Here is a 26257-nt window from a genome sequence, read left to right on the forward strand (position 1 = left end):
CAACCTTAGTATGGAACCCGGTCACTGACTAATGATTGGCAGCCACTTCGCAACTTCTGCCGCCCGCGACCCGGAGGCATCGACGCGACCATCCGCCACGGCGGCGTCGAAAAGCACTACCCCCGTGGCCAACTGCAACCAGGTGAGCGGATCGCACTCGACGACATTCGGCGGAGTCCCGCGCGTATGCGCGGGCCCGTCGATGCATTGCACCGCCACAAACGGCGGCACCCGCACCTCGACGGCATGCCCCGGCGCATCCTGCGCGAGGGTGCGGACGGTACGACGGACGGCGTCGGCAAGCATTGCACGGGAAGGCTTTTCGACGCCCGCGGGGTCGACAATCCACGCCCCCACCGCCTCGACGGCGGCACGGGTCTCGGCGGGGTCAACGGAGCTTCTCATGGTGGTCAATCCTAGTGTCGGTAGTCTTGATCCCATGTCTCATACGATGAAATCTCCCAAGCTCACTCTGCGCTTCCTGGCCGCACCGACAGACGTACTCATGCGCGGTAATCACGGAGTCAGCGGCGGGCGAGTTCTCGAATGGATCGATAAGGCGGCCTACGCATGCGCCGTGCAATGGTCATCGACTTATTGCGTGACCGCATACGTGGGTCATATTCATTTCAATCGCCCGATCCCGTCCGGCCACATGGTCGAGGTTCGCTCCAGCATCGCGATGACGGGCCGTTCATCCATGCACATCGTCAACGAGGTGTTCTCCGCCGATCCCCGCGAGGGCGTATTCACCCGCGCCTGCGATTGCCTCGTCATCTTCGTGGCCAAGGACACCGCCACCGGAAAGACTCAGGCCGTACCCGAGTTCATTCCCGAGACCGATGAGGAACGCCGAGTTCTCGACGCCGCCGTCTCCCGCATCGATCTCCGCAAGGCCATCGAGGCCGAAATGGAGGAGCAAACTTACGACGGCCCGTCCGAAGCTCCACGACTGATCAACCGCTTCCTAGCTAAACCAACCGACATTAACTGGGGAGGCAAGGTTCACGGCGGCACCGCTATGGAATGGATCGATGAGGCCGGTGCGGCCTGCACGATGGAGTGGTCCGGCGAGCACACCGTCGCCGTCTACGCCGGTGGCATTCGCTTCTACCGTCCCATTTCCATTGGAGATCTCATCGAAGTCGACGCCCGAATGATGCGCACCGATTCCCGTTCGATGCAGATGTCCGTGCACGTGCGCTCCGGGAATCCCCGCGGAGGTCGAAGTGCCTTGCAAACTGCCATTCATGCCACCATCACCTACCTCGCGACGGACGACGATGGCGTTGCTCTTCCCGCCCGCCAGTTCATTCCCCGTACCACCGAAGACGTCCGTCTAGCGGAGCATGCCAGCACGCTGCGCAAGCTCCGTTCCGAGTACGCACCTACTCCCCTAATTCCTCTGAGCCGGCCGCTGCACGTGGATTAGTGGCTGATAGCGGGAAGCACTAGTAGCCGCCTGGGCCGTCACCTTTCAAGAGGGCGTCCCCATTCGGAGCAGCTAGGACGTTCGCGGGGCGGTGGTGGTGGTGGTTTCTCCGGTTCGCCTTGTTCTCTCTTTTGCGCTTGGGACTCCGACCTAATCCTCGCCCTGCGCTTGAGGATCCGTTGGGACACCGTCTGCAACCACCGTCTTTCGCTGGGGGCTAGTGGCCCATCACCTTCGGACTCTGCCCAGGACCCATCATCAAACAGGAAGTACTTCCGCCTCGTCACCGGATCCATCACATACGTCACCCGGCGGTCTGTCTTGATCGCATGGTGCTTGACACACAATGGGGCGAGGTTTGATGCTGTGGTGGGTCCACCATCAGCATGATTAATCCGGTGATCCATCTGTGCTCGATGAGCCGGGGCATCACACCCACCCACCGCACACGACCCATCAAAGCCGATGACGAGGGAGCGGATATCTGCCGGTGTGGCATACGCCGACGACACCTTTTGGGCGATGGCGTCCAAGTCGATCTCGATATCAACTCGGTTGAGCAGATCCTCGGTCTGTTGGGCGGTGAGGTAGCCGACCCCGGAGACCCATGCTGGAGCATTCGGGATATCGGATGCTCGGTAGATGTTGAGCGTGACATTCGTTGACCCCTCACCCCTCATCAAGGCCACGAAGGCGTCTGCCTGGCTGACCCCATGAGTGATCGCGTACTTGCGGATACGAAGATCAATCTCTTGGGCTGTGATCCCATCAAGATCAGCATGCAGGAAGCCTCGGCCGTCATCGAAGACGATCGAGACACTATCAACCGGTTGTGGGGCGGGATCCTCGGAGGAGATCGACTCATCGAGCATGGTGATGATCGCATTAAGGCGCAGTTTGATCTTTCCTGGTGTGGGAAGGATCTGATTCACCCGGGTAGGGGTGAGGAACTTAGCTAGTTCGGTATCAATGAGATCCACATGCTCTGCCACGGTGGTGTCTGCTTTACAGAGGACACTATCGATGACCTTCAGCCGGGGGAGGTCAAGATGGAAGTAGAACTCCTGGACTTCCTTCAATGCGGGCAGCTCATTAAGGCGGTGGTGGGCGCTGATCGCGGACATGAGGTACTGATCCCCACGACCTAGGGAGCGCCGTAGCTTACCGAGGACGATGTCGATGTCGTCATCATCACCGGGCAGGACTGATTGCCACAACTCGTGGTCCTCGCGTCGCATCTGTGTTCCCCGGCGAGCAACGGGATCATCTGGTGAGCTGACAGCGTAGTAGCACTGGGCCAGGGCTAGTGCCCGTTTGAGGAATGCTTCTACTGGTGAGTAGTCGGCGTCGAAGGTTGTGGTCACGTGCGTTCACCCCCTACAGTTTCGCTTGCGTGTTCTAACCACAATGTTAGAACACAGCAGCGAACCACGCAAGGGGTAGGGGCAATTTTCTTGGAAGAATTCTCGGCGCTTGAAGTCCAGGTGCACCCAAATTGACCAGGTCACATCTGCATGCCTACGTCCATCTCGATCTATGCTGTCGAAAGCATCGTCACTCGCTACCGCGTGCGACTACACGGTCGGCGGTGAGCAACTGCGATTTTCATCCCCGTCATAGGATGGGACAAAGCCGAGTGAGCAGGGAGTGTGTCGTGCCTGTAGTGAAAATTCGCCCGACCATTGGGGCAGCGGAGTACCCGGAGCTGGTGAAAGTCTGGCGGAGTTCCGTGGATGCGAGCCACGATTTCCTCTCTGAGCAGGATCGAGATGCGATCGAAGACAAGCTTGCTTCCGACTACTTTCCCGCGGTTGACCTCTGGGTGGCCGAGCACGAAGGGTGCCCCATTGGATTCTCGGGTGTCGCCGACGGCAACCTGGAGATGCTGTTTATCGCCGCCGAAGAGCGCGGCACCGGGGCCGGCTCCGCACTGTTGGCCCACGCGGTCCAAGAACTCGGCGTCCTAAGCGTCGACGTCAACGAGCAGAACGAACTGGCGGCAGCCTTCTATCTCAATCCGGGGTTCGAGGTCACTGGGCGCAGTGATACGGACGAGGCGGGACGCCCGTATCCCCTCCTGCATTTGAGGATCTCCACGCCCACCAGGTTGAGCTAGACAACGACCATCCAGACGGCGATCTGATGGATTGCTGCGGCGACAATCGTCGCGACGTGGAAGTGTTCGTGATAGCCGATGACCCTTGCATCTCGCCCGGGCCAGCGGAACCCATACATGAGAGCACCGATCGAGTAGATGAGTCCGCCCGCGAAAAGCAGCCACACCACCGCCGGGCCAGCCGAGGACCACAACTGTGGGATCAAAGGAACGATGAGCCAGCCAAGAACGAGATAGACCACCACTGCCAGCCAGCGTGGGTGATCGATCCACACTAGGTTGAGCACCACGCCGGCGAGGGCACCGATCCAGGCGGCTCCGAGCATCCAAGCCGCTTGAGCCGGCGGCAGGACGATCAGGCACAGCGGCGTATAGGTGGTGGCAATGAAGACAGCGATGGTGGCATGATCGGCCCGTCGCCACCAAGCTACGGTGCGGATACTGCGCCAATGCCCAAGGTGATAGGCGGCTGACACTCCAAAGAGGACCACGACGCCAACGGCATAGACGTTGACACCTAGGGCCTGCCACCAGGGCAAGGTCATCCACGCGACAGTGGACAGCACCGACCCGGCGACCACCGACATGATCGCCGCGAAGAAATGAAACCAACCACGGGTGACGGGGCGCGGACCCCGGTCCAGCACTGTTCGAGTTAGCTCAACATACATTTGGACCATCTTCCGGGAGCGTAGGCTACGGAACCGTAACGCTACGCCTGCGTCGTGTCTGCATCAAAGCGAGTCGAGGACTTGAACTGCCCCAATCGCCACTCCTTTCAACGCACTGATATTCTCTACACATTAGCTAGAAGGCATTTATCGAGGAGGAGAGGAGGCTTGTACGTGGATCACCCAACTGTCATCTGGTCTCAGGTGGAGAAAGACTTTTTCATTGCCAGCACGGGAAGTTCAGTGGTGGGCTATGTGCGTGGAAGTGATAGTTCTTCATTTTCAGCCTTCGACACCAGCAGCCACAAACTCGGCCAATACACCAGCTTCGAGGACGCAGCCCGGGCAGTAGCTATTCATGAATAAACCAGGAGAAAAGCTAAACACACCCTTGCGCTACCTCGTTTACACCAGCATTGCAGCCGGAAAACCGAACAAAGTGGAGCTCGAAGAGATCCTATTCCGTGCCCGCGCGCACAACGAGAACGCCGGCATCACGGGTTTCCTCCTGTACCGCGATTTCCGTTTCGTGCAGTTTCTCGAGGGGGCACCTGAGGCCATTAGCTCGTTGATGGAGAGTATCGGACGGGATTCTCGCCACACCGACGTTCGCGTCATCATTGATGAACCCGGTGCGGCGCGATCGTTTCCGAATTAGAGCATGGGATTCCGGATTCCGGAGCCCGCCAAAAAGCACCCACTCGCGGATATGCGAGATAGCTTTTCCGATGCCACCACGTCGAATGATCAGGACGTTATTTCCCGGGCGATCCGGGAGTTTTCGCTGTGGATCAAGGTTCGGGAGGCGGAGGACGCGGTCGGAGTTCCGGCGTCTTAACGCTGTGCTCAGCAAAAGGCCCCAGGGTGCAGCGTTCGCTGCATCCTGGGGCCTTTCTTAAAAAAGCTACTCGACGACCGAGTTAGCTCCCACTGCGTGTCCGAAGAGGTCCGGCAGCGTGGACTGCCAAGCGGACTTCAGCTCGTCCAGCGATGCGGTGAGGGAGCCGGCGACGAAGTCGCGGCCCGCGGTGGTTGCACCGATGCGAGCGGCGGGGACACCGAATTCGGCGGCGCGCTCTAGGACGGCGTCGACACAGTCGGCGGTGGTGGCGACGACCGCGCGGGATGCGGACTCAGAGAACAGTGCCACGAACTCGTCTTCGTGAACGGCTGTGAGATCCAGCTCGACGCCCAGGTCGGCGCGGATAGCCATTTCGACGACCGTCTGCGCCAGCCCGCCCTCGGAAAGGTCGTGGGCGGCGGTGAGCAGGGTGTTGCCAGAGAAAAAGTCGGCGAGGCGCTCCTCGTTGGTGAGGTCGATCTTCGGGGGCAGACCGTTGAGGCCGCCACCGGAGACCTGCTGCCAGATGGAGCCGCCGAATTCGTCGAAGGTCTCGCCCAAGAGGACGAGGACTTCTGGCTCGTTGACGGAGCCGAGGTCGTGTCCGATGGCCTGGTGGACATCGTCGATAACGCCGAGGACGCCGACGACGGGGGTGGGGAGGATCGGCTCGTCGCCAGTCTGGTTGTAGAAGGAGACATTGCCGCCGGAAACCGGGATTCCGAGTTCCTTGGCGCCGTCGGCGAGGCCGTGGACGGACTCGCGGAACTGCCACATGACGTCGGGGTTCTCGGGGGAACCGTAGTTGAGGCAGTTGGTCACGGCTACCGGGCGGGCGCCGGTGACGGCCACGTTGCGGTAAGCCTCCGCCAGAGCCAAGCGCACGCCAGTGTTGGGATCGAGCTTGGTGTAACGGCCGGAAGCATCGGCGGAGATGGCGACGCCGCGGTTGGTCTCTTCGTCAATGCGCAGGACGCCAGCGTCGGAGTACTTTGCCTTGACGGTGTTGCCGCGGACGTAGCGGTCATACTGCTCGGTGATGAAGTCACGCGAGCACAGCGCCGGGGAAGACACCATGTCCAGCAGGGCTTGCTTGAGGTCGGCGGGGCGCTCGACGGGGACGTAGACCTGGAGGTCGTCCTGCCAGGCAGGGCGGGCCCACGGGCGATCGTAGACGGGGCCGTCGTCGATGGAGGACGGCGGGGCGTCGATAACCACTTCACCGAGGTGAGTGATGATGAGTCGATCATCTTCGTCGGTGACCTCGCCGATCTCCGCGCAGGTGACGTCCCAGTGGGCGCAGATCTCCTTGAATTTTTCCACATTCTCCGGGGTGACCACGGCGCACATGCGCTCCTGGGACTCGGAGGCGAGGATTTCGGCGGCGGTCATGTTCTCGGCGCGCAGCGGAACGGCATCGAGGTTGATGCGCATGCCGCCATCGCCGGAGGCGGCCAGCTCAGAGGTAGCGCAGGCGAGGCCCGCACCGCCGAGGTCCTGGATGCCGACGACGACACCTGCGTGATAGAGGTCGAGGCAGCACTCGATGAGGACCTTTTCCGCAAAGGGGTCGCCGACCTGGACGGCGGGGAGCTTGCGCTCGGCGCCGTCTTCGAAGGTCTCAGAGGCGAGAACGGAGACGCCGCCGATGCCATCGAGGCCGGTGCGGGAGCCGAAGAGCATAACCTTATTTCCGGTGCCGGAAGCGAAGGCCAACTTGAGGTCTTCGACCTTGAGGGTGCCCACGCACAGGGCGTTGACCAGGGGGTTGCCCGCGTAGGAGGCATCGAAGACGGTTTCGCCGCCGATGTTGGGGAGGCCGAGGCAGTTGCCGTAGCCGCCGACACCGTGGACGACGCCGGGCAGGACGCGCTGGGTGTCCGGGGCATCGGCAGGGCCGAAGCGCAGCTGATCCATGACGGCGATCGGGCGGGCGCCCATGGCCATGATGTCGCGGACAATGCCGCCGACGCCGGTGGCTGCACCCTGGTAAGGCTCGACGTAGGAGGGGTGGTTGTGGGATTCGACGCGGAAGGTAACGGCGTTTCCGTCCCCGACGTCGACCACGCCGGCGTTTTCACCGATGCCGGCGAGGATCTTCTCAGCCATCTCGGGAGTGGTGGTCTCCCCGAAGTAGCGCAGGTGCGCCCGGGAAGACTTGTACGAGCAGTGCTCGGACCACATGACGGAATAGACGGTCAGTTCGGCGGCGGTGGGGCGGCGGCCGAGGATGTTCTTGATGCGCTGGTACTCATCGTCTTTCAGTCCCAGCTCCGCGTAGGGCTGGGGGGCATCCGGATCGGCTTGAGCAGCGGCGACCGTGTCGTTGTGAACTGTCATGGTTTCGAAGGCCTCCTAGGCTGCGATCTTGCCGATAGCGGACAGGAACAAACCCAGGCCATCGATGGACGGGCCGGTGAGCTTTTCCACAGCGTGCTCCGGGTGTGGCATGAGGCCGACCACACGGCCGGTCTCGTTGGTCACGCCAGCAATGGCGTTGACGGAACCGTTGTAGTTATCGGTGTAGCGGAAGACCACGCGGCCTTCCCCCTCCAGTTCCTCGATGGTGGCCGCATCGGCCTGGAAGCGTCCCTCGCCGTGCTTAGCCGGGATGAGGATCTTCTGCCCGAGCTCGAAGTCCGAGGTCCAGGCCGTATCGGCGTTGGTGACCTCAAGGTAGGTATCGGTGCAGTGGAAGTGGAGGCCTTGGTTGCGGGTCAATGCGCCGGGGAGCAGTCGGGCCTCGGTGAGGACTTGGAAGCCGTTGCAGATGCCGAGGACGGGCATGCCCTTACCTGCAGCCTCAATCACGGACTGCATCACCGGTGCGAGGGCAGAGATAGCACCCGAGCGCAGGTAGTCGCCGTAGGAGAAACCACCGGGGACGACGACCGCGTCGACGCCGCGTAGGTCGGCGTCGGAATGCCACAAATCGACTGCCTCGGCGCCAGCGAGGCGGACGGCGCGGGAGGCATCGACGTCGTCAAGCGTGCCGGGGAAGGTAATGACGCCAATCTTTGCGGTCACGAAGCGACCTCCACGCCTACGACCTCAAAGTCTTCGATGACGGTGTTAGCGAGAAGCGTCTCGGCGACCTTTTCCAGGTCAGCGGCGGTGACAGAATCGTCCACCTCCAGTTCGAAGCGCTTGCCCTGGCGGACATCGCTGACACCGGTTACGCCAATGCGTCCCAATGCGCGATGGACAGCCTGACCCTGAGGATCAAGGATTTCCGCCTTCGGCATGACATTCACAACAACACGGGCCACAGTTTTCCCTTATCTTCGCCGGATTTGGTCCGCCTTAGTCTAACCCCATTCCGGCGGGGAGCCTACCCGTGAGGAGGCCGGGCTAACGCGGCAGGTGCGCCTCGATGAGCTTGGTCATCTCGAAGGACGTCGGCTCCACCCGCGGGCGGATGCGTTCGATGACCTCACCCTCCGGCGAGATGAGGAACTTCTCAAAATTCCATGCCACGTCCCCTGCTTCCCCATCGGCGTCTTCGACCTGGGTGAGCTCGCGGTAGAGGGGGTGGGCATTCTCGCCGTTGACGTCGATTTTAGCCAACAGCGGGAAGCTAATTGCGTAGGTGAGGGCGCAGAAACTGGCGATCTGCTTGTCGCTGCCCGGCTCCTGGCCATTGAACTGGTTGCAGGGGGCGCCGAGGACGGTGAAGCCGCGCGCTCCATAGGTTTCTTGGAGTTTTTGCAGCCCACGGTACTGCGGGGTGAGCCCACACTCGGAGGCGGTGTTGACTAGGAGAATGAGGCCGTTGGGGGAGATGTCGGCGAGGGAGGATTCGGTGCCCTCGTTGAGGGTCACGGGAATGTTAAGCAGATCCGTCATGGCATCCACACTAGCCCCGTTTTAGGCCCCATATGAGGACGGCTCGGCCCCATTGTCGCGAGCAACGAGTGCCGCCTGCAGGAAGTCGCGCGCCACCTTTTTCTCTTCCAGGTTGCGGCCCGATACCGAGAGCCTAATAGTGTTGCCGCGGTCCGCGCCGCGCTGCGCCGCCCGGATGACGTTGCGCCGCCACCATTTCGCAGCGCCGAAGCCTTCGCCAACGGACAGGTTGCGGCACTGTTCGAAGGAACCATTTGTGAGATTGTGCAAGCCACGGGTGGAGGCAACGAGCGTGAAACCAAACGTCGGCGCGACTTCCAGAGTGCCGGGAGACAGCCGCCATCGGGGAGGCGCAAAGATAGTGGTGGAAAATCCCAGCTTGTCCATCTGCCGCGTTGCCCCCGCCAGGCGGAGACGGGCCTCGTGGGCCTCGAGGCTGGCGAACTCCGCGCGCCGGCCCTGCACTGCCTGGTCAAAGCCGTTGAGGATGAGCGGACGGCCGGCGTCTTGTTGCTCGCGCAACCACGCGCGGGTGTCTGCGTCCTTGGCCAAATGCCAATTGCCGTCGATGTGCGGGGCGACGAGGAGGGAGACGGGGATGGCCTCGCGGTCGAGCTCCTGAATCATGGAATCCACCGCAGCCCTGGTGTCGGAGAAGATGCTGGATATAGACACCAGGAGTCGGCCGCGCATGACCGCGATTATCGCACGGCCCGCCCGGTCTGTCGCGGCAAGTGTCAGGCAGCCCCGGCCGTTCGCACCGTCCAGGCGTACTCGAAGGCGGTCTGGCGCCAACGGTCGTAGCGGCCGGAGACTCCCCCGTGCCCGGCGGACATCTCGGTCTTGAGCAGGAACTGCCCTCCGGTGGCGGTGGCACGAAGCTTGGCGATCCACTTGGCCGGCTCGACGTAAAGCACTCGCGTGTCATTGATCGAGGTCACAGCGAGGATGTCGGGATAGTTCTTGACCTCGATGTTCTCATAAGGCGCGTAGGAGGCCATGTACTCGTAGACGTCCCGGTCGTGGAAGGGGTTACCCCATTCGTCCCACTCGGTCACCGTTAGCGGAAGCTCGGGCTTGAGCATGGAGGTCAGCGGGTCGACGAAGGGGACGATCGCTTGGATGCCTGCGAAACGGTCGGCAGCGAGGTTGGCCACCGCGCCCATGAGCATGCCTCCCGCGGACCCGCCCTCGGCGACGAGTCGATCAGGGGCGGTGAGGCCATGGGCGATAAGTGTATCGGCGCAGGCAATGAAGTCCATGAACGTATTCTTCTTGCTCAGCTGCTTACCGTTGTCGTACCAGCCGCGCCCCATCTCCCCGCCGCCGCGCACGTGGGCCACGGCGAAGATCATGCCGCGGTCTAGTACTGAAAGGCGGGAGACGGAGAAGCTCGGGTCGATGCTGCTTTCGTAGGACCCGTAGCCGTAGAGCACCGTCGGGCGGGGCGAGGAAAGGTCCAGGTCTACGCGGTGGACAACGGAGATGGGGACCTGTTCGCCGTCGGGGGCGGTGGCCCAAAGGCGGTAGGCGGTGTACTCGGAGCGGTCGTAGCCGCCGAGGACTTCCTGCTCTTTGAGCAGGGTGCGCTCGCGGGTGGCGACGCGGTAGTCGTAGATCCGCGCGGGCGTCGTGAAGCTGCCGTAGGACAGACGGATGACGGGGGCATCCCACTCCGGATTGCCGCCGAAGCCGGCGGTGTAGAGCTCCTCGTCGAAATCGAGTTCCTCGAAGCGGCCGAATGCGCCGTCCACCAGTTCCATGACGGACAGGCGTCCGATGGCGCCGCGTCGATAAGCAGCGACGATGAAGTCGCGGTAGGTGTCCACGCCCTCGATGCGGCTGTCCTCGCGGTGCGGGATGAGGACGGTGAGTTCGCGCAGCGGCGGCAGGTCAGCCACGCTGCATTCGCCGACCTCGAAGTTCGGGCCGGTCGCATTGTGGGTGACCAGCCAGCGGCTATCTCCCTCGATGACGGCATGATCGACGCTGTACTCCACGCCCGATTCGCGCGGCCACAGGACCTGGAACTCGCCCTCCGGATTATCCATGGCGAGCACGCGGGTCTCGGAGGTGACCTTGGACGCAGACTCGATGATGAGGTATTTCTCGCAGCGGGTCGAACCGACGCCGGTGAAGAAGTGCTCATCGTCCTCGCGGAACACGCAGACGTCCTCCGCGGCGTCCGTGCCGATGCGGTGGCGCCACACGGTGTCCGGGCGCCACGCTTCGTCGACGCGCTGGTAGAACAGGTACTCCTCCCCCGCCCAGGTCGCGCCGTAGAAAATGCCCGTCAGGCGGTCCGGCAGGAGTTCTCCGGTCTCGAGGTCGAGGACGAACAAGTCGAAGCGCTCGTCGCCAGCGGTGTCCACGGAGTAAGCCAGGTAGCGCCCCGAGGTCGTCACCGAGGAGGCGCCGAGGGAGAAGAACTCATGCCCCTCGGCGAGTTCGTTGAGGTCGAGGAGAATCTGCTCCCCCTCCACCGCGCCCTCCTCCGGGATGACCGGAGCCACCCACGGATCCTGCCCCTCGGAAACGGGAATGCGGCAGCTCAGGCCGTAATTCTTCCCCTCGATCGTGCGGCCGTAGTACCAATAGTCCCCGGCGCGGACCGGCACCGACATGTCGGTTTCCTTGATCCGCGACTTGATCTCCCCGTAGATCTCCTCGGTCAGCCCCTCCAGGTCGGCGGTCTGCTGCTTGGTGTAGGCATTCTCCGCCTCTAAGTACTCGGTCGTCTCAGTGGATTCCTTGTCGCGCAACCACTCGTAATCATCGACGAACGTGTGCCCGTGGAACTCGCGGGTGACGGGGTGGCGGGGGGCGATGGGCGGCTGCAAACTCATGGTCACCGATCGTAGCCGCCGGTGGCCGGGCTAGACGCAGGAGCCCACCCAGGTGCAAAACTTACTGCCTGACAGGCGCTCGTAGGCCTCGATGTAGCGCTCGCGGGTCGCCTCGACGACAGACCCCGGGAGGGCAGGCGGCAGGGCGTCGCTGTCCACCGACCAACCCGACTTCGGGCCGGTCAGCCAATTACGCACGTACTGCTTGTCAAAGCTCGGCTGCACCTGACCCTCTTCGTAGGACGCGGCCGGCCAGTAGCGGGAAGAGTCGGGGGTGAGTACCTCATCGGCCAGCACCAACGTGCCGTCCTCGTCCACGCCGAACTCAAACTTGGTGTCCGCGAGGATGATGCCCTTCGCCTCCGCTAGCGCGGCGGCTTCCTGGTAAATGCGCAGGGTGGCATCGCGGAGTTCCTCCGCGCGAGTCTCACCGAGCTTTTCGACGACCGCCTCAAAGCTGACATTCTCATCATGGTCGCCGAGCTCCGCCTTGGTGGCCGGGGTAAAGATCGGTTCCGGTAGCTTCGACGCTTCCGTCAGTCCTTCCGGCAACTCGACGCCGCAGACGGTGCCATTCTCCCGGTATTCCTTCAGCCCCGAGCCGGTGAGGTAGCCGCGCGCCACGCACTCGAAGGGGAGCATCTTCAGCTTCTTCACCACCAGCGCCCGGCCGAGGACCTCCTCGGGGATCCGCGGATCATCCACGGGGCCCGCGAGGTGGTTCGGGAAGTCGATGGTGTCAAAGAAGTAGACGCTCATGGCCGTGAGCACCCGCCCCTTGTCCGGGATCTCCGGATCGAGGATGTGGTCGTAGGCAGAGATGCGATCAGAGACGACCATGAGAAGGGTGTCGTCGTCGACCTCATAGATTTCCCGGACTTTGCCTGCGGAAAGATGGTTGTACTCGGAAAGCTCAGGGCGCATGATAAGGCAGTGTAGACCTGCTCCCGTTAGTTGGGAAATGCTCGCTACAGGATCTCGCCGGGACGGTAGGAGGCGGCATTCGGGTGCATCTGCACGAGTGCTTCAACCCGGCTGACCACCCGGGCCACCTGTGATTCCGCCGCACCGATGAAGGCGTGCTTGTCTGCCAGGGCGGCGTCGAGGTCCTCCCGCGTCATGGGCAGGCGCTCATCCGCCGCGAGGCGCTCGATGAGGTCCTGTTCACCGCCATTTTCGCGCATGTTCAGCGCCACGGCCACGGCGTTTTCCTTGATCACTTCGTGGGCCGTCTCGCGTCCGACCCCGGCGCGGACGGCGGCCATGAGGATGCGGGTCGTGGCCAGGAATGGCAGGTAGCGCTCCAATTCCCGGTCGATCATCGCCGGGAATGCTCCGAACTCGTCGAGGACCGTGAGGAAGGTCTCGAACATGCCGTCCAGCGCGAAGAAGGCATCGGGCAGGGCCACGCGGCGGATGACGGAGCAGAACACATCGCCCTCGTTCCACTGCTGGCCAGCCAGGTCGGCGACCATCGTGAGGTAGCCGCGCAGGATGACCTGCAGGCCGCCGACGCGCTCGCAGGAACGTGCGTTCATCTTGTGCGGCATCGCCGAGGAGCCAACCTGGCCTTCCTTGAACCCTTCCGTCACGGTTTCGTTGCCCGCCATGAGGCGGATGGTGTGCGCCAGTGACGACGGCCCCGCGCCCAGCTGCACCAACGCGGAGACGGCATCGAAGTCGAGGGAACGCGGGTAGACCTGCCCTACCGAATCGAACATGCGGTGGAAGCCTAAGTAATCAGAGATAGAGGTCTCCAGCGACGCCAGCTTCGATTCGTTGCCGCCCATGAGGTCCAACATGTCCTGCGAGGTACCCATCGGCCCCTTGATGCCGCGCAGGGGGTAGCGCTCCAGCAGGTCCTCGGTGCGTTCGATGGCCAAGAGCATCTCGTCGGCTGCGGTGGCGAAACGCTTGCCCAAGGTAGTGGCTTGGGCAGCGACGTTGTGGGATCGACCGGCCATGACGAGCGACTGGTACTCGCTCGCACGTCTAGCAATGCGCGCCACCACGGCCACCGCCTTGCCGTGGACCAATTCCAGCGACTGGAAGATCTGCAGCTGCTCTACGTTTTCGGTGAGGTCGCGGGACGTCATGCCCTTGTGGATATGCTCGTGTCCGGCGAGGTCATTGAACTCCTCGATGCGGGCCTTGACGTCGTGGCGGGTGATCCGCTCGCGGTCCGCGATGGACTGCAGATCAACCTGGTCAATAACGGCTTCGTAGGCCGCGATCGCCTCGGCCGGGATATCCACTCCCAAATCGCGTTGCGCCTTCATCACCGCGATCCAGAGCTGGCGTTCGAGAATAATCTTGTGCTCGGCGCTCCACAGCTCGGTCAGCTCGGCGGACGCGTAGCGATTGGACAGGACGTTGGCGATCTTCTTCTTTTCAGACACGCCCCCGATTATCGCACGGACGGAGCTAGTCCCGTTCTAAGTAGGCTCCCAGGCGCTTGCATGCCTCCCGGGTGTCTGCCTCCGGCGCGCACAGCGACAAGCGCACCCATTGGTGGCCGTTGATGGGATCGAAATCGATACCCGGGGCGAAGGCAACGCCAATCTCGTCGACCAGCTGGTGGCACCAGGCCTCCGAGTCGGAGGTGACATGGGAGACATCGACCCAGAAATAGAGGCCACCGTCGGGATTAGCAAAGCGAGTGAACCCAAGGCGGGGCAACTCTTCCAGCAGCACCTGGCGCGCGGCAGCGTAATCGGCGACGTGCTGGTCGAGCTCCTCCCTAGCAGCGGGTGTGAACGCTGCCCGCCCGGCAACCTGGGAGATGGCCGGCGCACACAGGGCGAGGGAGGACTGGAGGTTTTCCAGGGGCGTGACCAGCTCGTCGGGGACGATGAGCCAGCCGATGCGCCACCCAGTCATGGAGTAGTACTTCGACAGGGTGCCCACCACGATGGCCTGGTCGGAAAATTGTCGGGCGGTGGCCAGCGGGCGGCCAAAACTCATGCCGTGGTAGTCCTCGTCAGAGATGAGTGCCGCGCCGTTGGCATCGCACCAGTGAGCGATCCGCTCCAACTCGTCCGGATCGATGATCGTTCCGGAGGGATTGCCCGGGGAGGTGACGATCACGGCTTTCGGGCGATCCTCGTCCGCCAGCGCCTCCAGCATCGCGGCGGTCGGCTGGAAGCGAGTGGATTCGTCGCATTCCAGGTCGATGATCCGGGCGCCGAGGGATTCAAGAATGTTTCGGTAGGCGGGGTACCCGGGGCAGCTTAGGGCGACGGCGTCACCGTGATCGAGGACCGCAAGGAACGCCGCGACGAAACCGCCCGAGGAACCAGTGGTGACAATGACGTTGTCGGCGGAGGTGTCCACGCCATAGGTCGCGGAGTGCCACCCAGCGATCGTCTCCCGCAGGTCGCGCTCGCCGACGACCTCGGTGTAACCCAGAGTGGATGACCCTAATGCCTCCGACGCTGCCTCCACGACCACCCCGGGAGCACCCGTTGCGGGCTGCCCCGCGCACAGCATGATCGTGTCTTTTCCTTCGCGACGCCGCCGGTGCACGATGTCCAGCATCTGCATGACGCGGAAGGGTTGGACGTGGGCGCGCTGGCTAACGAGGCTCATACCTTGATCTCGCCCTGCACGGCGGGCAGCGCGATATCGCGACGGTAGAACGATCCGTCGAGCTCAATCTCGGCGATGGTGGCGTAGGCATCCGCCCGAGCATCCTCGAGGGTCGGGCCGACGCCGAGGATATTAAGCACGCGCCCACCGTTGGACACGAGGGTGCCGTCGTCCACGCGGGCGGTGCCCGCATGGAGGACCCGGGCGGCGTCGATAAGCACTTCTCCACTGATCGGATCGCCGGTGCGCGGCGACTCCGGGTACCCTGCGGCGGCGAGCACGACCGTGAGCGCGTAGGAATCCGCCCAGGTCAACGGCGGCAGCTGCGCCAGGGTGCCATTGGCGACGGCGGCCAGGACAGTAGCCAGCGGGGATTCCAGCAACGCCAGGACCGCCTGGGTTTCCGGATCGCCGAAGCGCGCGTTGAACTCCACGACCCAGGGGCCATCGGTATCCCAGGCCAGACCGGCGTACAGCAGGCCCGAGTAGGGAGTGCCGCGCCTGACCATCTCGCGGGCAACGGGCACGCAGACCTCGTCGACGATGCGCTGCACGCCGTCAGCTGGCAACCACGGCAGCGGCGTGTACGCACCCATGCCGCCGGTGTTGGGGCCCTCATCGTTGTCATAGGCGCGCTTGTGATCCTGCGCGGGCAGCAACGGGACGACTGTTTCGCCATCGACCAGGCAGAACAGGGACACCTCGGGTCCGGCGAGGAAGGACTCCAGCAGCACGGGATTGCCCAGGGAATGCACGGCGCGGACATGCTCGAGGGCCGCCTCGCGGGAAGGAGTGACCACCACGCCCTTGCCACCGGCCAGGCCATCATCCTTGACCACCCAGGTCGGGCCGAAACGATCGATCGCGGCCTCGATCTCAGACTCCGATGCGCCCGGCAGGACCTGCTCCGCCTGCGCGGTCTTCACGCCCGCGGCCTCCATGACCTCCTTGGCGAACTTTTTCGAACCCTCCAGCTGCGCCGCCGCCTTACTCGGGCCGAACACGGCGAAACCGGCCGCACGCAGATCATCCGCCACGCCCGCCACCAGCGGGATCTCCGGGCCAATGACCACGAGATCGGCGCCAATCGAGGTAGCCAGCGCCACCATCGCCGCACCATCATCCACCGCCCCGGCCGAAGGATGCACCGTGGCCAAGCCCGCCATCCCAGCGTTTCCGGGAGTGACGTGGAGTTCAGTGGTGGCGGGGTCGGCTGCCAGGCCCTTGAGGAGGGCGTGTTCGCGGCCGCCCGATCCGATCACGAGAATGCGCATGGGGTGCAGTCTAATCGGTAGCCCTCCCGACCGCGCCGACTACTAACCCACGCAGGTAGCCTAGGTTCCATGAGTAGCGTGTTCACCAACATCATCAACGGCGAGCTGCCGGGCCGCTTCGTTTACCGCGACGACCAGGTGGTGGCCTTCCTCACCATCGAGCCCCTGCGATACGGCCACGTCCTCGTCGTTCCCATCAAGGAGGTCGACCGGTGGACCGATCTCCCGCCCATGCTGTGGATGGCGCTCAATGACGTCGCCCAGAACGTCGGCCGCGCCGTGCAAGAGGCGTTCGACGCCCCCCGCGCCGGCTACATCATCGCCGGTTTCGACGTCCCCCACGCCCACATCCACGTCTTCCCTACCGACCAGATGAGCGACTACGATTTCTCCCGCGCCCTGGCCATGGACGCCACCGACCCGGAAGAAATGGACGCCGCCGCCGCCAAGATCCGCGCGATCCTCGACACCGATGAGAACGGATTCCCCCTCTGACGTTCCTCCGCTGGGTCCCCCACCGCGGGCGCCTGCCCGAATTCCCTGAGTTCCCCGGCCCGCCCGTCGTGCTCCTCCACGGCCTCATGGGCTCGCCGGGCAACTTCGAACGCACCGCCCGCGCCCTCGTCGCCCGTCGCATCCCCGTCGTCGCGCCCGCCTACGGCCGCCGCGGCACCGTCTCGCTGGATGACTCTTTAACAGAGCTTATCGACGCCCTCCCTCCCGCAACTCACCTCGACATCGTCGGCCATTCCCTCGGCGCCCTCCTGGGGCTGCGGATCGCCCACCGCTTCCCCGGCCGGGTCCGCACATTGGTCGGCCTGGGCGCCACGTTCCGTGGCTTGCCCACCCCACCCAACCAGCTCTTTTCCCTGAGCGCCCGGGCCTTCCTGGGCCGCGGCGCCACCGAGTTGATGCGCCCGATCGAGGCCACCGAGCCAGAGGGCACCCGCGTCGTCTCCATCATCTCCGACCGCGACCACTACGTCCCCCGCTCCTCCAGCGAGCTCGGCGAGATCATCAACGTCCACGGCATACGCCACGAATACCTCCCCGGCCTCGCCGACGAGATCATCCAGGCCCTGCGATGGACCCCATAGAACACACCGCCCGGGTCGATGGCGTGGAGTACGACTTCACCTGGCCCGCCGACCACACGCTTCTCGACGCCCTCCTCGACCACGCCATCCCCGCCCACTACTCCTGCATGGAAGGCCACTGCGGCACCTGCCAATGCACCCTCACCGGCGGTGAGTCCACCATGGACAACAATGAGGTCCTCTCCCCCTACGAGATCAAGCACGAGGACCAGACACTTGCCTGCCAAACCCGGCGCAAGGACGACGGTCCCTACCGCGTGGAGTTTGAGTGACCGATGTGGGCTACCCGAGGATGTCGCGGCGGGACAGCGCCCAGGCGGTGATGCCAATGAGGACTGCCGACAGACCCCACAGGAGTGCTAGCCCACCCCAGTCGAAGCCCTCAGCGAGCGGGTCTCGGCCAAACGCCCAGTGATAAGGAGAGAAGATCGTCAACCAATCCAGATCTTCGCTCGTGCCGCCGAGGGTGTCGAGACCGTAGCCGATCACCGCGATGCTTGCACCGGCGCCGATTGCCCAGGAGCGACGCCCCGTCATCGCCCCGAATGCCAGAGCGGCGAGCCCCGACACGAGACCGAGGGAGACCCAGGCAAGGGTGGTGGCCAGGAGGTTTGCCCCGGACAGATCGAGTTCAGCCGGTGTGTTGATTGCGAGGATCAGCAGGAATGCCACGGCACCGAGGGCGAGGATTTTTACGATGAGCGCGGCTGCGCTTTCAAGCGCGTACTGCGTGCGTCCGACCGTATGGGCAAGCGTGAGTTCGAGTCTCCCTGATTCCTCGGTGCCCGCGATGAATGCTGAGCCCCAGGAAATGCTGGCGATCGCGGCGAGCACGAACCCGAGCAGGCCGAAGAACGTCGCTTGGGTGTAGCCAGTGCCGCTGGCGATCTGATCAAACCCGAGAGTGTTGACCAGTTCCGATGGGAGGCTGTCAATCAACTGCTCGAGATCTGGCGACTGCAAAGAGGGGAACAGCGGCAGGTACATGCCGATCACCGCCGCGATACCAACCGACCATCCGAGTTGCCCGCGCCATCCGTCCACCAGGTGCCGGGTGAAGATCGGAGCTGCCACTTTGGGGACGCGGGTGTTCATGGTTGTGGTCATGTCGTGCCATCCTTTCGTGTATAAAGATCGAGGATCGACTCTTCGAGGTCGGGTTCTTCGATAGTAAGATCACGCACGTTGAACTGCGCGAGGGTTTTCACGACCGGATCGGCCTCGCCTCGGAGGGTGGCCGTGACTCTCACCAGATCACCCGAAGCGGTCGGTTCCGTGACCAGTTCATCCAGTGTCGGCACAGCCGACAGCGTCGCCCTCACCGTGTCAGCGGTGGCCTCAGCAAGCACGGCGCGCAGGTGGGAGACGCTGGAGAGCCGCAGCGACGACACGTCGCCATGGGCGACGATCCTGCCCCCGGCGAGCACCGCCACATCATCGGCGGTGTGCTGTATCTCCGATAGAATGTGCGAACTGAGCAGAACCGATTGGCCCGCCTCGCGTGCCTCCCGCACCATCGCTAGGAACTCCCGTTGGATCAAAGGGTCCAGGCCACTGGTCGGCTCGTCGAGGATCAACAGCTCGGGCCGATGCATGAAGGCTTGGATCAGGCCCAGCTTCTGCCGATTTCCCTTCGACAACGCACGCACTGGCCGGTTGAGATCAAGATCCAGCCGTTCAGCCAGCGATTCGATCATGCCCGGCTCGACCGGGCCGCTGATCTGAGCCAGGTGACGCAAGAGGGTGCCGCCCCGGATGCGTTCGGCCAGCTTCAACTCACCTGGCAGGTAGCCGATCCGACGCCGCAGCGCCGTACCCGAACTCCGCGGTACGCAGCCGAGGACCAACAATTCGCCAGCGGTAGGACGGATGATGTCTACCAGCATCCGCAACACCGTCGTCTTGCCCGCACCATTCGGGCCAATCAACCCGAACACCGATCCTTGGTCGACGCGCAGGCTGATTCCGTCGACGGCGAGATGCTTTCCATATTTCTTCTGCAACTCTCGTGTCTCAATAACAGCGCTCATGTCTGAGATCCCTTTCCTTCGTCAGGTACGGCCTCGCTCTGTCCGGCGAGGGCACTTCGAGCTGCCGTCAGCAACTCCGAGTTGGCATAGAGACCCTCGGTGAAGATCTCGAGTGTCGGGAGCGTGAACCGTGCCGCGCCCTCCGCGGAGAAGGGGTCAGCCCCCAAGGCCTGTGCTAAGCGATCGCGCACAAGGAACTGCGAAATTCCAAACACGGTCACCAGCATCGCGGTCGCCTCAGGGTCAGACGCAGGCATGATCGCCCCTGCCGCACGCCCATCGGCCAGGTTCCGCTCCGTGCTCGCCACTAGTCGGGTGAACAGTTCGTCACCGGCCTTACCCGGTTCGACCAGTAGACGCGCAAGGTAGTTAAACTTCGGCCCCGCGCTCGTCGCTTCGGCCAGTAGCGCCTGCACCAAGTCCGCGGAGGGAGTCTCCGCTGAGGCGAATCGCTCATCAATCAGCTTCGCGATCACAAACTCGTCGCAGACGCGCCGCAACTCATCCTTCGACCCGAAGTGGTGGATCACCAGACCAGGACTAACGCCGGCGGCTTCTGCGATCGCCTTCACGCTCGTCTTGTCGAACCCCTGCTCCCCGAATAGCTGGATCGCCGCGTCTCGGACACGGGCACGCCCCGTCAGATCGGAAGACTCGGATACTGAATGCATAGTCAGTAGACTAAACGGTCATTCAGTACATGGTCAAGGCCTCGACCTGTGGCCTGCTTCGATACCGAAAAACTTGCGTCCATGCACGCTTCTCGACGCCCCTCGGGCACACCATCCCGCCCCCTATCGGGTGGAGTTTGAGGAGCTGCGGTGTTCGCCGATCTCCTGACGGATCAGCGCGTGATTGAAGAAGCGCTCGGCATACCCGATGATGATCTGGTGGGCGCGGCGTGGGCCAATACGGCCAGATAGTCCAACCCAGCGCGCCCACGGGAACCAATGCGGCGCATCAGTGAAGTCGATGTGGAACATGTCGGGGATGCTGATGAGCCGCCCGGTTCCTGGTGTTTGGCGCGAGAGTGCGGCCTTCATCGACCCGAGGGTGTTCTCAATGACGGCTTCTGACCAGCCACCTGCGTGTCGACGTTCACGGCGCATATCTTTGACCGGCCGGGTAAGCCACAGCGCTGCGCACGGGATACCGTGCGCAGCGGCGTCGGCGGGCATCGCCGCATCCATCATGAGACAGGCCGCGATTCTGGCGTCTGCTCGGGCCGCCGCTGCGGCGACGGTACCGCCCATAGAAACACCCATGACACCCGCACGCGCAGTGGTGCTGATCCGGGCGAGCATCGGGTCTCGGGCAAGTTCGTCGAGCACCACGCTGACATCGGCAGCCAGGTGCCCGATGACATCATTCTCGCTGTGCTCGTCGTAGAGATGACCGCGTGGCTTCATCCTCGCCATGCGACCGTCGGCCAACCGCGTGCACGCGGACACGTAGGGCTGATCTATCCCGACGACGACATAGCCGCGCGAGGCCAGTGCCTCGATAAGAATGGTGTTGGCGGTACGGAAACCGCCAAATCCGGAAAGGGCCACAATCACCGGGAACGCCTCCTCTGGCACTGCCGGCGCGTCAACAAACGCGTTTGTCCTGGACCTCGCGAGCTTGCGAAAGAGGAATGCTGGCGGCGAGGTACGGCCCCCGGTTACCACCCGCAGCGCCTGAAGAAGTGACCGAAAGACTTCCGGTGCGTCGGCAAGGTAGATGCTCCGGGTACCGCGAGTCATCGTCGTCGGGTACCACACTTGCGCGGCCAGCTCGCGGGCATCACTCGGGTCCGTGGAGAGAATCTCAGACCTGGTGTGATCCCGCCTCTGTCGGGTCGTCGTACCCACCCCGAATGTGCCTCCCGGCCGAGGGAAGCGCACCGGCCGGAATAACGCAGCACCCATCGCTGACACGGCGATGCCCGCTCTGAGGAACCAAGCCTCTGCGCTCACCCTGGCCATTGTTTCAGAACTCGCGCTCGAAAGGGCCACGGAGTTGTCGCGGCCTATCTCCAGTTCGCCTTCGGTAGGTGCGTTGACAGATCCTTAACCAACCGAGGCCCCCTTATCGTGTGAAATCACCCGAGGCGTCACCGAGCCAACGCCAAATGTAGGGCAAGTTTGCGAAACCTCCCGTAACCGCCGCTGACCATCCCTATTGTTATATTCATGGACCTCACTCCCCGCCTTCACCCCAATCCCGAGCTAGCGGAGGGCGAAGCCCGCCCGACGATTCTCAACGCCTACTTCGGTCGATTCGGTGGCCAGTTCGTCCCGCCCATGCTGCTGCCGGTTCTCGATGAGCTGGAACGCGCCTACGCCATAGCTCTGGAGGATCCCCAGTTCCACGCCGAGTTGGACAAGCTGTACCGCTCCTACCTCGGCCGACCAACTCCAATCACGGAGCTGGTCAACCTCCCTCGGGAGGGGAAGGCCCGGATTTTCCTCAAGCGTGAGGATCTCGTTCACGGTGGCGCCCACAAGGGCAACCAGGTGATGGCTCAGGCCCTGCTGGCCAAGCGCCTGGGCAAGACCCGACTCATCGCAGAAACTGGCGCTGGCCAGCACGGCACCGCCACAGCAATGGCGGCCGCCCGCTTTGGCATGAGCTGCACCATCTACATGGGTGCCCGCGACATTGCCCGCCAAACCGCCAACGTCTACCGCATGCGCTTGATGGGAGCCGAGGTCGTCGCCGTCAACGAAGACGGAGGCAATGGGCTGCAAAATGCTGTCGACGTCGCCCTCATGGACTGGGTGGAGTCCTACGAGAACACCCACTACCTGCTGGGAACCGCTGCCGGACCGCACCCCTTCCCCAGCTTGGTCAAGGAGTACCACCGGATCATCTCCAAGGAATCCCGCGCTCAGATCCAGGAGGAGACGGGCAGGCTTCCCGACGCCGTCATCGCCGCGGTCGGCGGTGGCTCCAACGCCATCGGCGCCTTCGCGGAGTACTACGACGACGAGGACGTTCAACTCATCGGTGTCGAACCCGCCGGCGAGGGACTCGCCAGCGGCAAGCACGGCGCCCCGCTGGAGCGCGGCCGCGAAGGCATCCTCCACGGCTCGCGGTCGTATGTCATGCTCGGCGAGGGCGACCAGGACGTGCTCAACTCCCATTCCATTTCCGCTGGCCTGGATTACCCGGGTGTGGGACCGGAGCACGCGTGGTTGCTGGAGACCGGCCGGGCACAGTACGTCGGCGCCACGGATGCCGAGGCTCTCCATGCTTTCCGGCTGCTCACTCGCTACGAGGGCATCATCCCGGCTCTTGAGTCTTCGCATGCTCTAGCGCACGCGCTCAAGCTGGCCGAAGGCTCGACGGAGGAGAAGATCTACTTGGTCAATCTCTCTGGGCGCGGCGATAAGGACCTCAACTACGTGCGCCGACTGTTGGGAGACGCCGCAGATGAGGATCCCATGGTCCACCACGTTGATGCTCCCAACGTCGCGGGTGCTATCGCCGACTTAGAGGCGGAGCTAGAAGCCGAGCAGGGTTAGTCCGCCAATCGAGGCAGCCGGACGACGAACTCGCTGCCTTCCCCGGGAACGGAGCTCACGGAGATGGTGCCGCCGTGGGCTTCGACGAGGGATTTGGTGATGGCCAGACCCAGGCCGGAGCCGCCGGAGGCTCGGGAGCGGGAGGCATCCTCGCGGTAGAAGCGTTCAAAGATGTGGCTGGCGACGTCCTGGGGCATGCCGCGGCCGTCGTCACGCACGCTAACCAGGACGTCGTTGCCATCGAGGGATAGCTCGATGGAGACTGCGGCGGACTCGCCGCCGTGGATGAGCCCGTTGGAGACGAGGTTGAGCAGTACTTGGTGGAGGCGGGCGGCGTCGCCTTTGACAATGGGGATGGAGGCGGTGGAGTTGGTGACGGCGATGGAGCGGCCGGGGAAGGCAGCGCGCGCGGAGCTGGCAACGGAGAGGGAGGTCTCGAGCAGGTCTACCTTGGCGCGTTCGAGGCGGGCACCTTCGGCGCGGGTGAGGGCTAGGAGGTCTTCGACGAGCAGGCTCATGCGTTGGGATTCGGCGTCGATTTTGCGGAAGACCAGGTCCACGTTGTCGGTGGCGCCAGAGCGGTAGAGCTCGGTGTATCCGCGCACGGAGGTCAGCGGGGTGCGGAGTTCATGCGAGGCGTCGCCGACGAAGCGGCGCATTTGGGCTTCCTTTTCTTGCGCCGATTCGATGGAGTCTTGGAGTTGGCCGAGCATGATGTTGAGCGCGTAGGCGAGTTGGCCGACTTCGGTGCTGCGGGGCCATTGGGGGACGCGGCGGTCGATGTCGCCGTCGGCGATGGCTTTGGCGGTGCGTTCCACTTCGCGCAGGGGTGCCATGGCTTGGCGGATGAAGTAATAGCCCAGGAGCGCGAGGATCGCGAGGACGAGAAGGCTGATCACTGCTTGGACCATCGCCAAACCGAGCAGGAGGGTGTGTTCGCCTTCCAGGGTGCGGGCCACAACGGTGGTGACCCCGTTTTCGCGGATGGAGATGGCGCGGTAGGTCTCGTTGTTCGAGGAGTAGATCGTCCGCGGGGGACCTTCGACGGCGAGACCCGTGAGGTCGAGGCTGGGGCCGGGGTCGTTGAAGATGACGCTGGAGCCGTCGTCGAAAAGCTTGATTACCACGTAGTCCGAGGGCGGCCGGGGGCCGCGATCGGCGTTGAAGATGCCTTCGTTGCGGGCCCAGCCGCTGGCGGAGTTGATGAGCTCGTCATCGACCTGGGCGTAGGTCACTTCCCGCATGATGGAGGAAACGGCCACGGAGCTGCCCGCTAGTCCCAATCCGGAGATGAGGACGATAATGATGACGAGCCAGGTCCGCAGCGGCAGCTCGTGGCGGCCAATGCGGAAGTTCCAGGTGGGTTGTTCTTCTTTCAGGTCGCCGCGCCCGTAGTCGCTTCCCGCCTCGGTGGACGGGTAGGGCGGGATAGTCACTGGCGTGGTGTCCGCAGGACGTACCCGACTCCTCGGACGGTCTGGATGAGCGGAACGTCGCCGGTATCGACCTTGCGGCGCAGGTAGGAGATGTACGACTCGACCACGTTGCCATCTCCACCGAAGTCGTAGTGCCAGACGTTGTCGAGGATCTTCGACTTCGATAGGACAACCTCGGCGTTGAGCAGGAGGTAGCGCAGCAGGTTGAACTCGGTCGGGGAAAGCTCAACGACCTTGCCTGCCTTGATGACCTCGTGGGTCTCGTCGTTGAGGGTGAGGTCGGCGTAGCTAATCGTGGCGTCGTCGGAAGCGTTGTCGACGAGGTGGCCCCGGCGCAGAATTACGCGCAGGCGGGTAATCACCTCTTCCAGCGAGAACGGCTTGGTCACGTAATCATCGGCGCCGATGGTGAGGCCGTGGATGCGGTTCTCCACCGCGTCCTTGGCGGTGAGATAAAGGACCGGCCCATCGAGGCCTTCCGAACGGAGCTTGCCCAGCAGCTCAAATCCGTCCATGCCGGGCATCATCACATCGAGGATGTAGGCATCGGGGTTGAACTCCCGGGCAATGCGCAGGGCCTCGGTCCCAGAGCTTGCGGTGCGCACTTCGAAGCCCTGGAACTTGAGGCTTACGGTGAGCAGCTCAACGATGTTGGGTTCGTCATCAACGACGAGGACCTTAACTTCGGGCTGGATTTCGTTCATGTTCTCCATTGTCCATCACTTTCACAGTCGATGCCTTGATTGAACTCGATAGCACTTCGACTGCCCTGGGTGAACTCTGGGAATTAGCTGACTACCATTCGACCGCTGCCAAATCGACGCCCTCCTTTTCCGCTTGTGCCTCCACCAGCGTCAAGAGGTACTCTGCGTGCCCCTGGTAGGTCTCGTTGAAGCGCTCGTCGCAGGTGTACATCCGCGCCAGGAGCACCTGCTTCGCCGGCGTCATGTCGTACCATTGCGCAATGCTGGCCCGGTGCTTATCGACGATCGCGGTCGCCTCCGCCGTGCCCGGCGCGACGCCGCGGGCGGCGGCGTCGGCAAGCATCGCGACAAACGCGTCATGCTCCTCCTTGACGGCGACCCAATCCTCGCGGGTCATCTCCGCCTGCGTGGCTTGGGCCTGCGCCCACTCCGGGGTGTTACCCCAGCGCTCCTCGGCTTCCTGCTGGTAGCCGGGCCACTCCTTGCCGAACAGCTCGATCTTTTCTTCCATGCTCATGGTGTCTCCTCCTTCGAGAAGGTTGTCCACTGCCCGGACCATCCGGTGCAGGTGACCGATTTTCTCCACGAGGACCACCCGCTGACGGTGCAGCTTTTCGGTGGCGGTGCCGGGGACGTCGATAAGCTCGGCGATGTCCTTGAGCGACAGGCCCGCCTCGCGGTAGACGAGGATCTGCAGGGCCCGATCGAGGTCGTCGTCGGTGTAGAGACGGTGGTCGGCGCTGGTGCGCCAGCCGGGGACTAACAGCCCGATGTGATCCCAATGCCGCAGCGTGCGGGTGGTGATGTTGAGGATGTCAGCGGCTTCGCTGATGTGATAATCGGTCACAGGAAACACTCTGGTCGTTG

29 protein-coding genes are annotated in these 26257 nt (G+C 63.4%); 9 read left to right on the forward strand and 20 right to left on the reverse strand.

Annotated features, from left to right (window positions below; all coding sequences use genetic code 11):
- Window positions 1–21: 21 nt before the first annotated feature.
- Window positions 22–405, reverse strand: a complete 384-nt coding sequence (locus CATRI_RS11125) for a sterol carrier family protein (protein ID WP_290217570.1) — start codon at window positions 403–405, stop codon at window positions 22–24.
- A 34-nt stretch (window positions 406–439) separates the two neighbouring features.
- Here CATRI_RS11125 and CATRI_RS11130 point away from each other — a divergent pair, with 34 nt between their 5' ends.
- Window positions 440–1432, forward strand: coding sequence for an acyl-CoA thioesterase (locus CATRI_RS11130; RefSeq protein ID WP_290217573.1), 993 nt, complete (start codon window positions 440–442; stop codon window positions 1430–1432).
- A 38-nt stretch (window positions 1433–1470) separates the two neighbouring features.
- On the opposite strand, the gene CATRI_RS11135 is transcribed toward CATRI_RS11130, so the two are convergent.
- The gene (locus CATRI_RS11135; protein ID WP_290217575.1) at window positions 1471–2796 is read right to left on the reverse strand and encodes an HNH endonuclease signature motif containing protein; all 1326 of its coding nucleotides are present in this window, start codon (window positions 2794–2796) and stop codon (window positions 1471–1473) included.
- Between the two features lie 290 nt (window positions 2797–3086).
- On the opposite strand from CATRI_RS11135, the gene CATRI_RS11140 reads away from it, so the two are divergent.
- Entirely contained in the window at window positions 3087–3548 is a 462-nt protein-coding gene (locus tag CATRI_RS11140) for an acetyltransferase (RefSeq protein WP_290217577.1), read from the forward strand.
- On the opposite strand, the gene trhA is transcribed toward CATRI_RS11140, so the two are convergent.
- Window positions 3545–4228 (reverse strand): PAQR family membrane homeostasis protein TrhA, encoded by a 684-nt coding sequence (trhA, locus tag CATRI_RS11145; protein WP_290217578.1) that lies wholly within the window; start codon window positions 4226–4228, stop codon window positions 3545–3547. The two genes, CATRI_RS11140 and trhA, sit on opposite strands and share 4 nt — an antisense overlap.
- Window positions 4229–4393: 165 nt before the next feature.
- Between trhA and CATRI_RS11150 the strand changes: the two genes are divergently transcribed.
- The 3 genes from CATRI_RS11150 to CATRI_RS11160 are packed head-to-tail and all read left to right on the forward strand — an operon-like array spanning window position 4394 to window position 5057.
- Window positions 4394–4585, forward strand: a complete 192-nt coding sequence (locus CATRI_RS11150; protein WP_290217580.1) for a hypothetical protein — start codon at window positions 4394–4396, stop codon at window positions 4583–4585.
- On the forward strand, window positions 4578–4877 hold the full coding sequence (locus CATRI_RS11155) for a BLUF domain-containing protein (RefSeq protein ID WP_290217582.1): 300 nt from the start codon (window positions 4578–4580) through the stop codon (window positions 4875–4877). Before CATRI_RS11150 ends, CATRI_RS11155 begins: the two co-directional genes overlap by 8 nt.
- A 3-nt stretch (window positions 4878–4880) precedes the next feature.
- Window positions 4881–5057, forward strand: a complete 177-nt coding sequence (locus CATRI_RS11160) for a hypothetical protein (protein WP_290217584.1) — start codon at window positions 4881–4883, stop codon at window positions 5055–5057.
- A gap of 66 nt (window positions 5058–5123) precedes the next feature.
- Here the strand turns inward: CATRI_RS11160 and purL are convergent, their stop codons facing one another.
- The 10 genes from purL to purD form a co-directional block, all read right to left on the reverse strand.
- The gene (gene purL, locus CATRI_RS11165; RefSeq protein ID WP_290217586.1) at window positions 5124–7400 is read right to left on the reverse strand and encodes a phosphoribosylformylglycinamidine synthase subunit PurL; all 2277 of its coding nucleotides are present in this window, start codon (window positions 7398–7400) and stop codon (window positions 5124–5126) included.
- 15 nt (window positions 7401–7415) lie between these two features.
- A complete protein-coding gene (gene purQ, locus CATRI_RS11170; protein ID WP_290217588.1) occupies window positions 7416–8087 on the reverse strand; it encodes a phosphoribosylformylglycinamidine synthase subunit PurQ in 672 nt (223 codons plus the stop codon).
- On the reverse strand, window positions 8084–8329 hold the full coding sequence (gene purS / locus CATRI_RS11175; protein WP_290217590.1) for a phosphoribosylformylglycinamidine synthase subunit PurS: 246 nt from the start codon (window positions 8327–8329) through the stop codon (window positions 8084–8086). Before purS ends, purQ begins: the two co-directional genes overlap by 4 nt.
- Window positions 8330–8411: 82 nt before the next feature.
- A complete protein-coding gene (locus CATRI_RS11180; protein WP_290217592.1) occupies window positions 8412–8906 on the reverse strand; it encodes a glutathione peroxidase in 495 nt (164 codons plus the stop codon).
- A 21-nt stretch (window positions 8907–8927) separates the two neighbouring features.
- A complete protein-coding gene (locus tag CATRI_RS11185) occupies window positions 8928–9599 on the reverse strand; it encodes a DUF2334 domain-containing protein (RefSeq protein ID WP_290217594.1) in 672 nt (223 codons plus the stop codon).
- Between the two features lie 44 nt (window positions 9600–9643).
- Window positions 9644–11752, reverse strand: coding sequence for a S9 family peptidase (locus CATRI_RS11190; protein ID WP_290217596.1), 2109 nt, complete (start codon window positions 11750–11752; stop codon window positions 9644–9646).
- Window positions 11753–11782: 30 nt separating this feature from the next.
- Window positions 11783–12676, reverse strand: a complete 894-nt coding sequence (locus tag CATRI_RS11195) for a phosphoribosylaminoimidazolesuccinocarboxamide synthase (protein WP_290217598.1) — start codon at window positions 12674–12676, stop codon at window positions 11783–11785.
- Between the two features lie 44 nt (window positions 12677–12720).
- Complete coding sequence (gene purB / locus CATRI_RS11200; protein WP_290221157.1) at window positions 12721–14160, reverse strand: adenylosuccinate lyase; 1440 nt, start codon at window positions 14158–14160, stop codon at window positions 12721–12723.
- 16 nt (window positions 14161–14176) lie between these two features.
- Window positions 14177–15295 carry a pyridoxal phosphate-dependent aminotransferase gene (locus CATRI_RS11205; RefSeq protein ID WP_290221160.1) on the reverse strand — a complete coding sequence of 373 codons (1119 nt, stop codon included), beginning with the start codon at window positions 15293–15295 and terminating at the stop codon, window positions 14177–14179.
- A 41-nt stretch (window positions 15296–15336) separates the two neighbouring features.
- Window positions 15337–16614 (reverse strand): phosphoribosylamine--glycine ligase, encoded by a 1278-nt coding sequence (gene purD, locus CATRI_RS11210; RefSeq protein ID WP_290217600.1) that lies wholly within the window; start codon window positions 16612–16614, stop codon window positions 15337–15339.
- 69 nt (window positions 16615–16683) lie between these two features.
- Between purD and CATRI_RS11215 the strand changes: the two genes are divergently transcribed.
- The 3 genes from CATRI_RS11215 to CATRI_RS11225 all read left to right on the forward strand — a co-directional run bounded on the left by CATRI_RS11215 (window position 16684) and on the right by CATRI_RS11225 (window position 17983).
- Window positions 16684–17109, forward strand: a complete 426-nt coding sequence (locus tag CATRI_RS11215; protein ID WP_290217602.1) for an HIT family protein — start codon at window positions 16684–16686, stop codon at window positions 17107–17109.
- Between the two features lie 68 nt (window positions 17110–17177).
- Window positions 17178–17711: an esterase/lipase family protein gene (locus CATRI_RS11220; protein ID WP_290217603.1), complete on the forward strand. Its 534-nt coding sequence runs from the start codon at window positions 17178–17180 to the stop codon at window positions 17709–17711.
- Window positions 17699–17983, forward strand: coding sequence for a 2Fe-2S iron-sulfur cluster-binding protein (locus CATRI_RS11225; protein WP_290217606.1), 285 nt, complete (start codon window positions 17699–17701; stop codon window positions 17981–17983). The genes CATRI_RS11220 and CATRI_RS11225 overlap by 13 nt, the downstream gene beginning before the upstream one ends.
- 10 nt (window positions 17984–17993) lie before the next feature.
- Here CATRI_RS11225 and CATRI_RS11230 read toward each other — a convergent pair whose 3' ends face one another.
- The 4 genes from CATRI_RS11230 to CATRI_RS11245 all read right to left on the reverse strand — a co-directional run bounded on the left by CATRI_RS11230 (window position 17994) and on the right by CATRI_RS11245 (window position 21699).
- Complete coding sequence (locus CATRI_RS11230; RefSeq protein WP_290217608.1) at window positions 17994–18818, reverse strand: efflux permease Rv1217c-related protein; 825 nt, start codon at window positions 18816–18818, stop codon at window positions 17994–17996.
- Complete coding sequence (locus tag CATRI_RS11235) at window positions 18815–19741, reverse strand: ABC transporter ATP-binding protein (RefSeq protein ID WP_290217610.1); 927 nt, start codon at window positions 19739–19741, stop codon at window positions 18815–18817. The genes CATRI_RS11230 and CATRI_RS11235 overlap by 4 nt, the downstream gene beginning before the upstream one ends.
- Window positions 19738–20412, reverse strand: coding sequence for a TetR/AcrR family transcriptional regulator (locus CATRI_RS11240; protein WP_290217612.1), 675 nt, complete (start codon window positions 20410–20412; stop codon window positions 19738–19740). The genes CATRI_RS11235 and CATRI_RS11240 overlap by 4 nt, the downstream gene beginning before the upstream one ends.
- Before the next feature lie 123 nt (window positions 20413–20535).
- Window positions 20536–21699 carry an alpha/beta hydrolase gene (locus CATRI_RS11245; protein WP_290217614.1) on the reverse strand — a complete coding sequence of 388 codons (1164 nt, stop codon included), beginning with the start codon at window positions 21697–21699 and terminating at the stop codon, window positions 20536–20538.
- A 216-nt stretch (window positions 21700–21915) separates the two neighbouring features.
- Here CATRI_RS11245 and trpB point away from each other — a divergent pair, with 216 nt between their 5' ends.
- Window positions 21916–23250, forward strand: a complete 1335-nt coding sequence (trpB, locus tag CATRI_RS11250) for a tryptophan synthase subunit beta (RefSeq protein ID WP_290217615.1) — start codon at window positions 21916–21918, stop codon at window positions 23248–23250.
- On the opposite strand, the gene CATRI_RS11255 is transcribed toward trpB, so the two are convergent.
- The 3 genes from CATRI_RS11255 to CATRI_RS11265 form a co-directional block, all read right to left on the reverse strand.
- Entirely contained in the window at window positions 23247–24581 is a 1335-nt protein-coding gene (locus tag CATRI_RS11255; protein WP_435384206.1) for a sensor histidine kinase, read from the reverse strand. The two genes, trpB and CATRI_RS11255, sit on opposite strands and share 4 nt — an antisense overlap.
- A gap of 101 nt (window positions 24582–24682) precedes the next feature.
- On the reverse strand, window positions 24683–25399 hold the full coding sequence (locus CATRI_RS11260) for a response regulator transcription factor (protein ID WP_290217619.1): 717 nt from the start codon (window positions 25397–25399) through the stop codon (window positions 24683–24685).
- A gap of 82 nt (window positions 25400–25481) precedes the next feature.
- Entirely contained in the window at window positions 25482–26237 is a 756-nt protein-coding gene (locus CATRI_RS11265; RefSeq protein WP_290217621.1) for a MerR family transcriptional regulator, read from the reverse strand.
- Window positions 26238–26257 lie beyond the last annotated feature (20 nt).

It is taken from the genome of Corynebacterium atrinae (genome assembly GCF_030408455.1).
Lineage (GTDB): Bacteria > Actinomycetota > Actinomycetes > Mycobacteriales > Mycobacteriaceae > Corynebacterium > Corynebacterium atrinae.

Bases quoted from the DNA above. Each gene is read 5' to 3' on its own strand.
- trpB (WP_290217615.1), top strand. From the start codon at position 21,916: ATGGACCTCACTCCCCGCCTTCACCCCAATCCCGAGCTAGCGGAGGGC.
- CATRI_RS11185 (WP_290217594.1), bottom strand. From the start codon at position 9,599: ATGCGCGGCCGACTCCTGGTGTCTATATCCAGCATCTTCTCCGACACC.
- CATRI_RS11130 (WP_290217573.1), top strand. From the start codon at position 440: ATGTCTCATACGATGAAATCTCCCAAGCTCACTCTGCGCTTCCTGGCC.
- CATRI_RS11190 (WP_290217596.1), bottom strand. From the start codon at position 11,752: ATGAGTTTGCAGCCGCCCATCGCCCCCCGCCACCCCGTCACCCGCGAG.
- CATRI_RS11260 (WP_290217619.1), bottom strand. From the start codon at position 25,399: ATGGAGAACATGAACGAAATCCAGCCCGAAGTTAAGGTCCTCGTCGTT.
- CATRI_RS11215 (WP_290217602.1), top strand. From the start codon at position 16,684: ATGAGTAGCGTGTTCACCAACATCATCAACGGCGAGCTGCCGGGCCGC.
- CATRI_RS11240 (WP_290217612.1), bottom strand. From the start codon at position 20,412: ATGCATTCAGTATCCGAGTCTTCCGATCTGACGGGGCGTGCCCGTGTC.
- CATRI_RS11230 (WP_290217608.1), bottom strand. From the start codon at position 18,818: ATGACCACAACCATGAACACCCGCGTCCCCAAAGTGGCAGCTCCGATC.
- CATRI_RS11155 (WP_290217582.1), top strand. From the start codon at position 4,578: ATGAATAAACCAGGAGAAAAGCTAAACACACCCTTGCGCTACCTCGTT.
- trhA (WP_290217578.1), bottom strand. From the start codon at position 4,228: ATGGTCCAAATGTATGTTGAGCTAACTCGAACAGTGCTGGACCGGGGT.
- CATRI_RS11205 (WP_290221160.1), bottom strand. From the start codon at position 15,295: ATGCAGATGCTGGACATCGTGCACCGGCGGCGTCGCGAAGGAAAAGAC.
- CATRI_RS11235 (WP_290217610.1), bottom strand. From the start codon at position 19,741: ATGAGCGCTGTTATTGAGACACGAGAGTTGCAGAAGAAATATGGAAAG.
- purL (WP_290217586.1), bottom strand. From the start codon at position 7,400: ATGACAGTTCACAACGACACGGTCGCCGCTGCTCAAGCCGATCCGGAT.
- CATRI_RS11160 (WP_290217584.1), top strand. From the start codon at position 4,881: ATGGGATTCCGGATTCCGGAGCCCGCCAAAAAGCACCCACTCGCGGAT.
- purD (WP_290217600.1), bottom strand. From the start codon at position 16,614: ATGCGCATTCTCGTGATCGGATCGGGCGGCCGCGAACACGCCCTCCTC.
- CATRI_RS11195 (WP_290217598.1), bottom strand. From the start codon at position 12,676: ATGCGCCCTGAGCTTTCCGAGTACAACCATCTTTCCGCAGGCAAAGTC.
- CATRI_RS11225 (WP_290217606.1), top strand. From the start codon at position 17,699: ATGGACCCCATAGAACACACCGCCCGGGTCGATGGCGTGGAGTACGAC.
- CATRI_RS11180 (WP_290217592.1), bottom strand. From the start codon at position 8,906: ATGACGGATCTGCTTAACATTCCCGTGACCCTCAACGAGGGCACCGAA.
- CATRI_RS11125 (WP_290217570.1), bottom strand. From the start codon at position 405: ATGAGAAGCTCCGTTGACCCCGCCGAGACCCGTGCCGCCGTCGAGGCG.